At 66.0% G+C, this 12,091-nt stretch carries 14 protein-coding genes; 5 read left to right on the top strand and 9 right to left on the bottom strand.

The window, feature by feature from the left end:
- Position 1: 1 nt before the first annotated feature.
- The 7 genes from B0I00_RS09775 to B0I00_RS09745 are packed head-to-tail and all read right to left on the bottom strand — an operon-like array spanning position 2 to position 5,726.
- Positions 2-868, bottom strand: a complete 867-nt coding sequence (locus B0I00_RS09775; protein WP_100867235.1) for an SDR family oxidoreductase — start codon at positions 866-868, stop codon at positions 2-4.
- Entirely contained in the window at positions 865-1,605 is a 741-nt protein-coding gene (locus B0I00_RS09770) for an SDR family NAD(P)-dependent oxidoreductase (RefSeq protein ID WP_100867234.1), read from the bottom strand. Before B0I00_RS09770 ends, B0I00_RS09775 begins: the two co-directional genes overlap by 4 nt.
- On the bottom strand, positions 1,605-2,885 hold the full coding sequence (locus B0I00_RS09765; RefSeq protein ID WP_100867233.1) for an acyl-CoA dehydrogenase family protein: 1,281 nt from the start codon (positions 2,883-2,885) through the stop codon (positions 1,605-1,607). Before B0I00_RS09765 ends, B0I00_RS09770 begins: the two co-directional genes overlap by 1 nt.
- Before the next feature lie 14 nt (positions 2,886-2,899).
- The gene (locus B0I00_RS09760) at positions 2,900-3,958 is read right to left on the bottom strand and encodes a phosphotransferase family protein (protein WP_100867232.1); all 1,059 of its coding nucleotides are present in this window, start codon (positions 3,956-3,958) and stop codon (positions 2,900-2,902) included.
- On the bottom strand, positions 3,955-4,413 hold the full coding sequence (locus tag B0I00_RS09755; protein ID WP_100867231.1) for a MarR family winged helix-turn-helix transcriptional regulator: 459 nt from the start codon (positions 4,411-4,413) through the stop codon (positions 3,955-3,957). Before B0I00_RS09755 ends, B0I00_RS09760 begins: the two co-directional genes overlap by 4 nt.
- A gap of 40 nt (positions 4,414-4,453) precedes the next feature.
- Positions 4,454-4,876 (bottom strand): nuclear transport factor 2 family protein, encoded by a 423-nt coding sequence (locus tag B0I00_RS09750; RefSeq protein ID WP_100867230.1) that lies wholly within the window; start codon positions 4,874-4,876, stop codon positions 4,454-4,456.
- Entirely contained in the window at positions 4,869-5,726 is an 858-nt protein-coding gene (locus B0I00_RS09745; protein ID WP_100867229.1) for an SMP-30/gluconolactonase/LRE family protein, read from the bottom strand. Before B0I00_RS09745 ends, B0I00_RS09750 begins: the two co-directional genes overlap by 8 nt.
- A 72-nt stretch (positions 5,727-5,798) precedes the next feature.
- On the opposite strand from B0I00_RS09745, the gene B0I00_RS09740 reads away from it, so the two are divergent.
- From B0I00_RS09740 to B0I00_RS09725, 4 genes are all read left to right on the top strand, one after another.
- Positions 5,799-6,680, top strand: coding sequence for an SDR family NAD(P)-dependent oxidoreductase (locus B0I00_RS09740; protein WP_100867228.1), 882 nt, complete (start codon positions 5,799-5,801; stop codon positions 6,678-6,680).
- Positions 6,680-7,183, top strand: coding sequence for an SDR family oxidoreductase (locus tag B0I00_RS09735; protein ID WP_157812526.1), 504 nt, complete (start codon positions 6,680-6,682; stop codon positions 7,181-7,183). Before B0I00_RS09740 ends, B0I00_RS09735 begins: the two co-directional genes overlap by 1 nt.
- Positions 7,184-7,204: 21 nt before the next feature.
- Positions 7,205-8,065: an SDR family NAD(P)-dependent oxidoreductase gene (locus tag B0I00_RS09730; RefSeq protein ID WP_100867226.1), complete on the top strand. Its 861-nt coding sequence runs from the start codon at positions 7,205-7,207 to the stop codon at positions 8,063-8,065.
- A gap of 192 nt (positions 8,066-8,257) precedes the next feature.
- The gene (locus tag B0I00_RS09725; protein ID WP_100867731.1) at positions 8,258-9,049 is read left to right on the top strand and encodes a FadR/GntR family transcriptional regulator; all 792 of its coding nucleotides are present in this window, start codon (positions 8,258-8,260) and stop codon (positions 9,047-9,049) included.
- Here B0I00_RS09725 and B0I00_RS09720 read toward each other — a convergent pair.
- Both B0I00_RS09720 and B0I00_RS09715 read right to left on the bottom strand, forming a co-directional pair.
- A complete protein-coding gene (locus tag B0I00_RS09720) occupies positions 9,046-10,230 on the bottom strand; it encodes a thiolase family protein (RefSeq protein ID WP_100867225.1) in 1,185 nt (394 codons plus the stop codon). The genes B0I00_RS09725 and B0I00_RS09720 overlap by 4 nt on opposite strands.
- Positions 10,227-10,646: a Zn-ribbon domain-containing OB-fold protein gene (locus tag B0I00_RS09715; protein WP_100867224.1), complete on the bottom strand. Its 420-nt coding sequence runs from the start codon at positions 10,644-10,646 to the stop codon at positions 10,227-10,229. The genes B0I00_RS09720 and B0I00_RS09715 overlap by 4 nt, the downstream gene beginning before the upstream one ends.
- Before the next feature lie 130 nt (positions 10,647-10,776).
- On the opposite strand from B0I00_RS09715, the gene B0I00_RS09710 reads away from it, so the two are divergent.
- The gene (locus B0I00_RS09710; protein WP_100867223.1) at positions 10,777-12,090 is read left to right on the top strand and encodes an amidohydrolase family protein; all 1,314 of its coding nucleotides are present in this window, start codon (positions 10,777-10,779) and stop codon (positions 12,088-12,090) included.
- The last annotated feature ends 1 nt before the right edge of the window (position 12,091 follow it).

Here is a 12,091-nt window from a genome sequence, read left to right as displayed (position 1 = left end):
GCTACTTGCGCTCCTGTGCTGCGAGCAGATCGGCGGCAATCCGGTTTACGTCATAGCGATCGGCGTCAGCGCCAACCGGAGCTTGCGCGGCAAACGCGGCTTCGATCTCGGCAAAGCGGCGCTTTGCTGCGGCAAATGAATTGGGATGCGTGACGATCAGGAAATCGCCGCGGACGGCGCCGGCTATGGCCGCTTCGGCGGCTTGCGCTGCGCTCATCCCTTGCGACTGCACCGCGCGCGAAAATTCGAGCTGGTGTGGTTTGGGTTGCCGCACGAACGCGGGACGAACAGCATCGGCAAGCCCGGTAGAGACCAACCCCGGACAGAATACGCTGATCCCGACCTTGTCGGGCAGTTCGGCGCGCATGACGTCGGCGAGGGCGAGCACGGCCTGTTTGCTGGCGGTGTAAATCCCCGCGCCTGTGTGCTGCAGCCCCAGCGAATGCTCCGATGCCGTCACGCAGATCCTGCCGCCCTGATCCTGTTCGAGCAAAGCGCGCGCAAACACCGTCAACGAAGACCAGGCGCCGCGCAGATTCACCGCCATCAGCCAGTCGAATTCCTCGGGGGTCGACTTCACCAGCGGGCCATTGACGATGGTCCCGGCGTTGGCGAAAACCAGATCGATCTGCCCCAGTTGCTGTGCGGCGGCGTGCGCCAAAGCCTCGACGCTGGCGTGATCGCTGACATCGCAGTGGAGGGCAATTGTTCCAGGCAGTTCGGCAGCCGCAGCTTCGGTGCGGGTCAGATCGATGTCGGCCAGCACCAGGCGCGCTCCCGCTGCGTGAAGCTGCTCGGCCAGCGCCTTGCCGATCCCGGAAGCGGCTCCGGTGACGACGCACCCTTTGCCTGAGAGGGTTGCGCTCATTGTTGACCTCCATCGACCCGCAGCAGCGCACCGGTTGTATACGATGACGCCGGACTGGCCAGCATCAGAGCGGCGGTGACGATTTCTTCGGGATTGCCCGGGCGGCCCAGTGCAACCGGCTGCTTTTCCCGTTTGGCGGGATCCCAGGCATCTGCGATGTCAGTCAGGAAGGGGCCCGCGCTGATCGTGTTGACCCGCACCTTGGGGCCATACTCGCGGCTCAGCGAGACCGTCATGGCGTTCAGCGCTGCCTTGGCCGCGCCATATGGAACCACGCCCGGAAGCGCCATCAGCGCACCGGTCGAGCTGATGTTGATGATGCAGCCGCCGTCGCCCTGGGCCATGCGGTGGCCGATCTGGCTCGCCAGCCTGAACGGCCCCTTGAAATTGAGGTTGAGCACCGAATCGAACAGGCTCTCACCCAATTCGTGGCTCGGGCATGGCGGGGACATGCCGGCGTTGTTGACCAGAACATCGATCCTGCCGAATTCGGCATAGGCTGCCTCGATCAGCGCATCGCATTCGGCCCAGCGGCCGACGTGGGCCGAAAGCGCCAGCGCGCGGCGGCCCAGTGCCCGGCATTCGTCGGCCACGGCTTCGCAGTTATCGAGCTTGCGGCTGGCAATGATGACGTTTGCCCCTCGTTCTGCAAAGGCCTTGACCATCTGGTAACCGAGCCCGCGGCTGCCCCCGGTGACGAGCACCACCTTGCCGGTGAAATCGAACAGCGGATCCATCAGCCAGACGCCTTCATGCGTGTCGGAATATGCTCGCTCGGAAACAGTCCGGGCGCCGCCGCGCCGCGCTTGAGCAGCGCCTTGGCGACTTGGGCCTTGTGTACCTCGGTCGGTCCGTCGGCAAGCGCGAGACTGGCGACGCCGCCCCACCAATCGGCCAGCGGCAGTTCGAGGGTGACACCGAGGCTGCCGTGTATGTGGATCGCGCGCTGGATGATGTCGTGATAGACTTTTGCCATCTGTACCTTGCACATCGCGATCAGCGTCCGCGGCGCGATCGGGGGGACACGTCCGGCCTCGATCTCGTCGATGGTCCAGGCGGTTTTCATCACCAGCATGCGGAACTGCTCGAGCTCGATCCAGCTGTCGGCGATCATGCCTTGGACGAACTGGTGCTCGGCAAGGCGCTTGCCCTGCGTCTGGCGCGAATTGGCCCGTTCAACCATCATGTCGAGCGCGCGCTGGCATTTGCCGAGGGTACGCATCGCATGGTGCACCCGCCCGCCGCCAAGCCGCGCCTGGGCAACCTTGAAGCCTTCGCCGGGCTGGCCCAGCATCGCATCGAGCGGAACCCGGACCTGATTGTAGCGGATGTAGCCGTGGATCCCGTCGTCTGCGGAATGGCTGTCGCCCATGACCTTGACGTTGCGGATGATTTCGACGCCCGGGGTATCGGTCGGGACGATCAGCATGCTCATCCGGCCGTGCGGCGGGTTTTCCGGATTGGTCACCGCCATGACAATCAGGAATTCGGCATAGCGGGCGTTGGACGAGAACCACTTTTCGCCCTCGATCACCCATTCGTTGCCCTGCTGCGTGGCCTTGCAGGCGAATTCCTTGGGATCCGCACCGGCCTGCGGTTCGGTCATCGAGAAGCACGAGACGATCTCGCCATCCATCAGCGGCTTCAGGTAGCGGTCCTTCTGTTCGTCGGTGCCGAACATGGCAAGGATCTCGGCATTTCCGGTATCCGGCGCGGCGGTGCCGAAGACGGTCGGCGCCCAGTAGGACCGGCCGAGGATCTCGTTCATCAGCGCCAGCCTGACCTGGCCGAACCCCGGTCCGCCAAGGTGCGGACCCAGGTGACACGCCCACAGGCCGCGCCGCCGCACCTCGTCCTGAAGCGGCCTGATAGCGGCGCGGCTTTCGGCGTTGCGCACGTCATAGGGCGCGCCGTGCCCGGGGAAACGGTAGTCGAGCGGCTCGATCTCTCGCTTCACGAAATCGAGCATCCAGTCGAGCTGGTGCTGGAAGTCGGGGTCGGTAGAGAAGTTCCACATGGTAAAGGGCTTCCTTATCCGGCCTTGCGGGCAAGGCTCTCTGCGCGGGCGAAGGCCGCCCGGACCAGCTTGTCGAAGAATAGGCCCGTCTCGCGCGGGAGTATCCCCGCCGCGCTCTGGGCAACCTTGTATTCGAGGATGCAGCCGCTCTTGTAGGCGGCCAGCACGCAGTAGTAGTCGAACCGGGCGAGATCGCGGCCGGTCCCGGCGGCGTAATAGCGGGCAAGTTCCTGACGCGTGGGGAAATTGGCGACGTTGTAGAGCGTTGCTTCGCCGATCTCGCCGGGTCGGTCTTCGTCGCGCAGCCGTCCGGTAAACCAGGCAAGGTCGATCAGCGGATCGCCGATGGTCGACAGTTCCCAGTCGATCAGCGCTGTCAGCCGGGCCGGGCGATCAAAGGCGAAAAGCGCATTCGGCGTCCCGACATCGCCGTGAATCACGCCGGCGCGAAAATCGTCGGGCACGTTGGCGCGGAGCCAGTCGCGCGCATAGTCAAACCCCGCAAGGTCGCGCCACTGGCTGCCATAGAGCCGGGGGTAGGAACGGATCTGGCTTTCCCACCGGTCGACCTGCCGTTCGAGGAAGTTGTCCGGTTTGCCGAAGCCTTCCAGCCCGACCGCGCGGTAATCGACATTGGCGAGCGCGACGAGCCCATCGACCATGGCATAGGCGATTCCGTATTCGCAGGGCGCACGGTCGAACGGGGCGCGGTGATGGATCCGTTCGTCGCGCAGTTCGGCGGCCCAGCCTTCGACCCGCTCCATCACGTAGAACGGCGCGCCGATGACGTCCGGATCGTCGCACACGCCGTGGCAGTGGGGATGCGGGACCGGCGTTCCATTGAGTGCCGTCAACACGCGGGCTTCGCGCAGCACGCCCTTTTCGCTGCCCGGCGGGGGCACGGCGGGCGGGCGGCGCAGAACCATGTCGCTGCCGCCGCGATTGAGCGTCAGGATGACGTTGGAGGTGCCGCCGTGAAGCTGGGCGATCCGCAAGGGGCCATCGCCAAGGTCGGGGATCTGCGTGTCGAGCCATCGGGCCAACCGTTCGGGATCGGCGAGGGCAGCGCTCATGCCCCGTCGCCCCTTGCTCCAGCGTCGAGGTCGGCGCGTATCGCCTCCACCAGGACGATTGCCTGTTCGAGACGGACTGGCTCCGTCTGCTCCTGCAAGCGCTTGGCAATAGCCTCGGCGCGGCGATTGCATTCGGCCTGGATGGCGGCCCCCGCCGACGTTGCACTGAGGAGCTGGGCGCGTTTGTGATCGGGGTTGTCGGTCACCAAGATGAGGCCCTTGGCGCGAAGGGCGTTTGCGGCGCGCTGGATGACCTGCCGCGGGTGGCCCAGCGATCGGCCGATCTGCGGCACGGTCGGCGCGCTGCGTGCTTCGGCGACTGCAGCTAGCACGGTGTGCTCCATTTGCGACAGCCCGGTGCCATGCTGCACTTCGGCAAAGGCGCCCCTCAGGCGGCCTTGCAACCGAACCAGGGCGTCGAGCAGGCGGATCGGCGCGGAATGCGAATCGGACATAGAACAACGGTGTCAGAATGACACTACAGTGTCAAATCGATCAGCGCGTTACCATCGCTCTGAACAGGGATCCGGGGGCCTGCCAGTCGATCCGCACCAGCCGCCGGGCGAAGCGCCAGCCCTGCGGAGTTCGAACGAGCCAGTCGGAATAGGTGCCGGAATGGTCGGGTCCGATGTCGGTATGGACAGAAAAGTAGGACCGCGCCGTGGCGGTATCGTGATCGATTTCGATCAGCGGATTGGTGATGTGGTGATGCACGAAGCTGAGCGCCGGATTGCGGGTTCCGGACTGCAGTGCCGCGGCAATATCGTCCGGTCCCGTCGCAACGGTGCCGGGAAATTCGAGGACGCCCGCCTGCGCAAAGCACGCGGCCAGTTGCTCCACGCGGCCGCGGTCGCCGTTGTAGGTGTAGAGGGCGAGGAGGTGCCGGATCGAGTCGCGGTCTGCGGCGAGGTCAGCCATTGAAGGCCAGCCGCAGACCCGGCTCGTCCCAGCGCACCCTGATCAGCGCTCCCTGTGCCGAAAGGGTGATGAAGGCGTCCCGCATGTCGGATCCCCCGAAGGCGATGTTGGTGACATAGGCGTCGTCGAAGTCGCGCCTGGTCGTTGCGCCCTCTGGCGTGATCGTGGTGATGCCGCCGTCGAACAGCGTCGCCACGCAGACGTTCCCGGCGGCGGTCACCGCCAGGCTGTCGAAACCGACCGGACCGGGAGCTGTTGCCACCCATTGCGGCCGCTGCGGCTCGACCCTGCGGTCAAAGCGCCACAACCGCGCCTGGTGGGTGTCGGCGCAATAGATCGCCGTTCCATCGGGAGAAAGGCCGATGCCGTTGTAGCTGACGGCGCGGCGGTTGATCGCGGTGATCGAACTGCCGTCCGGCAGGCAGGTGAACAGGCCGCTGGCAGTGCGGATGCCGTCGTGGCTCTTGCCCAGATCGGTGAACCACATCCGCCCCTCGGCGTCGAAGACGAGGTCGTTCGGGGCTTCCAATCCGATCCCGTCGCAGCTGTCGTAAACCCGCTCGAACCGGCCGGAGGCGAGGTCGACCCGCTCGATCCGACCCTCGCACCCCGGACCACGGGCGTGCTGGAACTTCGCCGTGTCAAGTCCGCCGTTGTTGCAGACCCACAGCGCGCCGTCCGGGCCGATGGCCGCACCGTTGGGACCGCCGCCGATCGCGCAGATAGTTTCCTGGCGACCGTTCCAGCACCGGGTGATCCGCCCGCCGGACAGCTCGACAAGGATCACCGATCCGTCGGTCATCACGACCGGTCCTTCGGGGAAGGCCAGGCCTTCGGCGAGAACCTCCATTTGCATCCCCTTCTTATATGACCTAGTTAGCTATGTCTTGACAGGCCAGACCTTCGACCGCAAGCTTTGACCATGCCGGTTCCCGCCCATCACGTCATTTCCCTGCCGCCGCCGTTCGATGCGCCGCCCTATTCCGCCGACATATTTTCGGGGCGCACCGTCCTGGTCACCGGCGGCGGGTCGGGCATGGGGCTGGCGATGGCGCGGGCCTTCGCCCAGGGCGGAGCGCAGGTCGCGGTCATGGGGCGCAGCCTTGAAAAGGCCCAGGCCGGCGCCGCCCGGATCGACGAGCTCGGGGTCAGGGCTCACGCGCTGAGCTGCGACGTGCGGCATCCCGACCAGGTCGCCGCGGCCTTCGACGAAGTCGAGCGCGAACTGGGGCCGGTCAGTCTGCTTGCCAACAACGCCGGGGCGAACTTTCCCGTCCTTGCCGAGGATATTTCGGTCAACGCGTGGAACGCGGTCACGCGGATCGCGATCGACGGCACCTTCCTGTGCTCGAGCGAGTTTGCCCGGCGGCGGATTTCCCGGGGCGAGGGCGGGGCGATCGTCAACAATTCCGCCCAGTACATTTGGACCGGTTTCCCCGGCGATGCCCATTCGGCCGCGGCCAAGACCGCGCAGGCGACGATGACGAAGAAGATGGCGCGCGACTGGGCGCCCTTCGGCATTCGGGTCAACGCGATAGCGGCCGGGTTCTTCCCCCACGAAACCTCAACTGCAGGACGGCGCGAAGGCGGGACCGAACCGCTGCAGAACATGATTCCGGCCGGACGCACCGGTTCGATCCATGAGTTCGGCTGGTTGTCCGCGCTGACCTGCACTCCGCTGCTGGAAGGGCTGACCGGCCAGGTCATCCTTCAGGACGGCGGGGAAAGCCTGCGCCGCTCGCTGATGATGCCCGATTTCGTGCCCCCCCGGGAACGGGCGGACGGTCCGTGGGGGTGGCGCTGATGGGCTGGCTGTCGGGAAAGACCGCGCGCCTTGTCAACGGCAGCGCCGAACTGGCCGCGGCGCTGTCGGCGCACGGCGCAACGATCGTCGAGGGCGGGGATTGCGACGTCCTGATCCATGCCGCCCCGCCCCCGCCGGCCAGGCTGGCGCACGAATTGAGCTTCGCCGAATGGCGCGGGGCGCTCGACGCCGGGCTTGACCAGCGTTTCCACTTTGCCAGGGAGTTTGCTGCAAGCCGGCGGGAATCGGGGAAGCCCGGCGCCATCCTGTTCATCGGTGCGCCCGAGCAGACGCTGGGCAGCGACCAGGCCGCTGCCGGCGGCGCGCTGGGCAACCTGACGAAGACGCTTGGGGTCGAATGGGCACGCGACGGTATCCGCGTCAACGCTGTCCAGACCTGCGCCGCGGACGATACGCTATTCAATCTCGCGGCCTATCTGGTCAGCGACTACGCCGCCTATGTCACCGGCGCGGTGATGGGCGTCGGGCTCGACGATGACTGACTCCATCACAAAGCAGGCCCCATGGCGCTGACGATCTCGCTTGCCGGGCAAGCCGCCTTCGTTACCGGCGGCGGTGGCGGCATCGGCCGGGCGATCGCGCTCAAGCTGGCCGAGGCAGGAGCCGACGTGGCCGTGTTCGACATCGTTGCCGAGCGGGCCGAGGAAGCGGCCGAACGGGTCCGGGAACGTGGTTGCCGCGCCCTCGCCGTGCCGGGCGACGCGATGGACGCCGACGCGGTGCGCGCGGCGGTCGAGGCGACCGATGCCGCGTTCGGCCGGCTCGACATCCTGGTCAACAACGCCGGCGGTACCGCGGCGCGCCCGTTCCTCGAACAGAGCGAGCGAAGCTGGCGGCGTCACATCGACATCAACCTCGTCTCGATGCTCGCGGCGACACACGCCGCCGCGCCGATCATGATCCGCGGCGGCCGCGGCGGGGCCATTGTCAACGTCGCCTCGATCGAGGCCGAGCGCGCGGCACCCAACTTTGCCGTCTATGCCGCGTGCAAGGCCGGCATGGTCAACTTCACCAAGTCGATGGCGGTGGAGCTTTCCGGCCATGGCATCCGGGTCAACTGCATCTCACCCGATCACACCATCACGCCCGGCAACCACGGCAACCGCAGCGGTCCGGTCGATCCGTCCGCCTGGCGCCGGCCGAGCCCCGAAGCCGCCGATGCCATGAACCGGCTGATCCCCTTGGGCCGCGAAGGGATCGACGCCGAGTGCGGCGAGGCGGCGGCGTTCCTGTGCTCGTCGGCGGCTTCCTACATCAGCGGCGTGATCCTGCCCGTCGATGGCGGGACCGCGGCGGCCGGCGGCTGGGTGCGAGGGCGGAACGGCAAGTGGACGCTCAACGAAGGGCTCTCGTTCGGGGGGTAACGTGCGCTCTCGCGAATTGTTTTGCGCCATTGGGGCAAGGTGGCTAGAGGCTGGAACGAGGCCACGTGCCGGGTGAATGGCATCACATTCCGGGGACAAACTCTCCGCCCCGCGCAAAATGCGCTTTAGTTATAAAACCAAGTTCACTATCTTTACCCGTCGACCGCTATGGTCCGGGAAGGAAAGACTGTGATGCTGCTAGGCCCGATCGACGATGCAGCAGCTGCGCCGCAGCGCATCCACGTGCCCAAGACCAGCGAGATCGTCGCGGACAAGATCCGCGCCCAGATCGTCCGAGGCGAACTCAACGAAGGCGATAGCCTGCCACCCGAAGGGCAGCTGATGGAGAGCCTGGGCATCTCGCGCCCTACGCTGCGCGAGGCGTTCCGCATCCTCGAGGCCGAAGGACTGATCAGCGTCGTGCGCGGATCGCGAACCGGGGCCAAGGTGCACAAGCCGTCGATCGATCTGGTCTCGCGCTATGCCGGTTACGTGCTTGAATCGCAGGGCACCACGATTGCCGACCTCTACCAGGCGCGCCTTGCCATCGAACCGTCGGTGGTGCGCTGGCTGGCGACGGACCGGGGCGGCGGGGCCGTGGTGGGTTTGCGCAACCTGCTGGCCGATATGGAAGCCCTGCTGGACGCCGACAAGCACGAGGAATTCATCGAACGGGTCGAGGTGTTCCACCAGGCGCTGGTCGCGGCAACCGGGCTCAAGACCATCACCTTCCTCAGCCGGATGCTGCTGAGCCTTGCCGGCAAGCACCAGCGCGACTTCCAGAAGCGGCACCCGCGGAGCAGCGATGGCCGGCGCAAAAGTCATCGCGCGGGGCTTCGTTCGTATCAGAAGGTCGTCAATCTGATCGAGGCGGGCGACGTCGAAGGCGCGGTCGCCCACTGGCGCCTGCACCTTCGGAACGCCAACGTCACCTGGACCAGCGAAGGCGAAGGCAGCCGGATCGTCGATTCGCTCGGCGACTAGTCCCGCACCAGCAGCATGGCCCCGGCCAGCGGGCCTCCGGCCGTCGAGGTCGCGCAGACACGCGGGTCGCGCTTGACCTGCCGTTCGCCACCGCGGCCCCACAACTGGGTGCAAGCTTCGTGGACCGCGCCGTAAGCGTGCAGCCTGCCGGCCGACAGCGCACCGCCGCCCGTGTTGACGGGCAGATCGCCCTCGAGAGCGATCCGCCGCCCGCCCTCGATGAAGTCCTTCGCGCCGAAGCGTTCGCAGAACCCGAAGTTCTCGAGCCAGTTGAGCGTATGGAACGTAAACCCGTCGTAGAGTTGAGCGATGTCGACGTCGGCCGGCCCGAGGTCGGTCCGGCTCCACATCATCTCCGCGACCTTGGGCTGGGCCTGGGTGTCGAGCGCATCGAGCTGGGTCCACGAATTGCGGTACTGCATCGACGATCCGATCGCTTCGATCCGCACCGGCGGATTGCGCAGCGTGCGGGCGACGTCCATTCGCGAGACCACTATCGCCACCGCGCCGTCGCAGGGCACGTCGCAGTCATACAGCCTGAGCGGCGTCGCGATCAGCGGCGAAGCCAGATAGTCGTCGAGCGTGATCGGGGTGCGATAGATCGCCTTGGGGTTGAGCGCGGCGTTGCGGCGCTGGTTGATCGGGATCTGTGCAACCTGGTCCGGGCGGATGCCGCTCTTGTGGACATAGAGATTGAAGAACAGGGCCTGCTGCAGCGCGGCGGCATAGGTATAGTAGGGCGCGTACCACGCAAACGGCCCGGCCTGGCGCTGGCCTTCGCGCAGCAGGGCGTTGGCAAAGGCAGTCTTGCGCGCGGTCGCTTCGTACATCGTCCGGAAGATGAGGACGTTGCGGCACAGCCCCGCCGCGATTGCCCCGATGGCGTTGAACACCGCACCATACTGGCCCGGCGCTTCGCCGCCCCCGCCGTACCAGCCCAGCTTGAGCCGCAGCGCATCCTGAACCGCTGCGCAGCCGACCGGCGAAAAGCCCGATCCATCGGCGCGCTCCCCCGGCCAGGTGGCAATGCCATCGATATCGCCGCGGGACAGGCCGGCATCGGCTATCGCTTCGAGCGCGGCGTCGACGGTCAGGGCGAGGGCGGACCTGCTTGCGCCGCGCGAGACGTCCGACAGTCCGATCCCGGTGATCGCGGTGTTCTTTTCGGCCAGCGCCGTCATGCCGCGCCTCGCGCCGGACGGAACAGCGGAACCCACAGGTCCTCGACCGGTTCGAACCACACTTCGACCTCCATTCCGAAGCGAACCTGGCCGGGATCGCAATGGGTGATGTTGGCGACGAGCCGCACGTCGGGCTGCTCGACCAGTTCGACCAGCGCAAGAACATATGGCACCGCCAGGCCCGGCACCCATTGCTTGTGGTTGACGGTGAACGTGGTCACCCGGCCGCGGCCGGACACCGCCTCAGGCCCGACCGAACGGCCGTCGCAGGCCGGGCAGAAGGGCACCGGCGGGTGGACCCGGTATCCGCAGTCCGCGCAGCGATGGATCGCAAGCTCGCCGTTTGCGCCCCAGGTCCAGTAGGCCGCGTTGTCCTTGTCGATCACCGGCAGGATCCGGGTGGGCGGCAACGCCATCACGCACTCTCCACTTGTATAACCAGGTGAACATTTAGGCCATTGCCGAAGGGGCGTCCATCGGGTAAATTGACACTTCATCAATTTTTGAGTCGCGAGCGAACTGCGGCCAGCCACCGGGAGAATTGCGATGCAGATGGAAGACATGGTCATCATCAGCGTGGACGACCACGCCGTCGAACCGCCCGAAGCCTTCATCCGCCACTATCCCGAAGGCAAGAAGGACCGGGCGCCGCGCATTGTGAAGGAAGGCGGCAAGGACACCTGGCTGTGGAACGGCCAGCGGTTTCCGACCATCGGTCTCAACGCCGTGGTCGGCCGACCGCGCAGCGAATACGGGATGGAGCCGTCGGCCTTCGACCAGTTGCGACCGGGAACCTTCGATCCCAAGCTGCGGGTCGACGACATGAACGCCAACGGAGTGCTCGCCAGTCTCAATTTCCCGACGATGCCCAGCTTTGCAGGCGGCGCCTTCGTCGGCATGGCGCAGCGCGACCCCGAAGAGGCCCTGCTGGCCTGCCGCGCCTGGAACGACTGGCATGTCACCGAATGGTGCGCGTCGGCTCCTGGCCGGTTCATCCCGATGTGCCTGGTTCCGGCCTGGGACATGGACGCCACGCTCAAGGAACTTAAGCGGATGAGCGATCTGGGCGTCCATGCCGTCTCGTTCTCCGACAATCCGGCGAACATCGGCCTGCCCAGCATCCACAACGAATACTGGGAACCGTTCTGGAAGGCCTGTTCGGACTACAGGATGGTGATCAACTGCCACATCGGCACCGGGGCGCGGGCGATGCACCCGTCGGACGAAAGTCCGATCGACGCCTGGATCACCGCCATGCCGATCTCGATCGCCAATTCGGCGGCCGACTGGACCTTTGCCAGCTTCTGGAAGCGGTATCCGGATCTGCGCATGGCGCTGTCCGAGGGCGGGATCGGCTGGGTCCCCTATTTCCTCGAGCGCGCCGACTTCACCTACGAACACCATCACGAGTGGACCTTCACCGATTTCGGCGGAGAGCGTCCGTCAGACGTGTTCAAGCGGCATATCATCTGCTGCTTCATCGACGACCAGTTCGGCATCAAGAACCTCGAGTACATGAACGAGGACATGGTCGCCTACGAGTGCGACTATCCCCATTCCGACACCGTCTGGCCGAACGTTCCCGAATACCTGTGGGCCTCGGTCAACGGTCTCAAGCCGGAGACGATCAACAAGATCACGCACCTCAACGTGATGCGCGATTACAGCTTCGATGCCTTTGGCCTCAACGGCGGCAGGGCCAACTGCACGGTCGGGCACCTGCGCGAACTGGGCAAGGACGTCGACGTTTCGCCGCGCCACAACCTGGGTGGCCTCAAGACAGACAGCATGGACATCGTCGGCAAGTCGCGTCGTCCGGTCACGTCGGGCGACATCCAGCGGATGTTCGCGTCGGCCTGAG

It is taken from the genome of Novosphingobium kunmingense (assembly GCF_002813245.1).
GTDB classification, from domain to species: Bacteria; Pseudomonadota; Alphaproteobacteria; order Sphingomonadales; family Sphingomonadaceae; genus Novosphingobium; species Novosphingobium kunmingense.
This window is presented reverse-complemented; position numbering and strand designations above follow the sequence as displayed.

Coding starts and splice junctions, on each gene's coding strand:
- B0I00_RS09775 (WP_100867235.1), bottom strand. CDS start 868: ATGAGCGCAACCCTCTCAGGCAAAGGGTGCGTCGTCACCGGAGCCGCT.
- B0I00_RS09770 (WP_100867234.1), bottom strand. CDS start 1,605: ATGGATCCGCTGTTCGATTTCACCGGCAAGGTGGTGCTCGTCACCGGG.
- B0I00_RS09765 (WP_100867233.1), bottom strand. CDS start 2,885: ATGTGGAACTTCTCTACCGACCCCGACTTCCAGCACCAGCTCGACTGG.
- B0I00_RS09760 (WP_100867232.1), bottom strand. CDS start 3,958: ATGAGCGCTGCCCTCGCCGATCCCGAACGGTTGGCCCGATGGCTCGAC.
- B0I00_RS09755 (WP_100867231.1), bottom strand. CDS start 4,413: ATGTCCGATTCGCATTCCGCGCCGATCCGCCTGCTCGACGCCCTGGTT.
- B0I00_RS09750 (WP_100867230.1), bottom strand. CDS start 4,876: ATGGCTGACCTCGCCGCAGACCGCGACTCGATCCGGCACCTCCTCGCC.
- B0I00_RS09745 (WP_100867229.1), bottom strand. CDS start 5,726: ATGGAGGTTCTCGCCGAAGGCCTGGCCTTCCCCGAAGGACCGGTCGTG.
- B0I00_RS09740 (WP_100867228.1), top strand. CDS start 5,799: ATGCCGGTTCCCGCCCATCACGTCATTTCCCTGCCGCCGCCGTTCGAT.
- B0I00_RS09735 (WP_157812526.1), top strand. CDS start 6,680: ATGGGCTGGCTGTCGGGAAAGACCGCGCGCCTTGTCAACGGCAGCGCC.
- B0I00_RS09730 (WP_100867226.1), top strand. CDS start 7,205: ATGGCGCTGACGATCTCGCTTGCCGGGCAAGCCGCCTTCGTTACCGGC.
- B0I00_RS09725 (WP_100867731.1), top strand. CDS start 8,258: ATGCTGCTAGGCCCGATCGACGATGCAGCAGCTGCGCCGCAGCGCATC.
- B0I00_RS09720 (WP_100867225.1), bottom strand. CDS start 10,230: ATGACGGCGCTGGCCGAAAAGAACACCGCGATCACCGGGATCGGACTG.
- B0I00_RS09715 (WP_100867224.1), bottom strand. CDS start 10,646: ATGGCGTTGCCGCCCACCCGGATCCTGCCGGTGATCGACAAGGACAAC.
- B0I00_RS09710 (WP_100867223.1), top strand. CDS start 10,777: ATGCAGATGGAAGACATGGTCATCATCAGCGTGGACGACCACGCCGTC.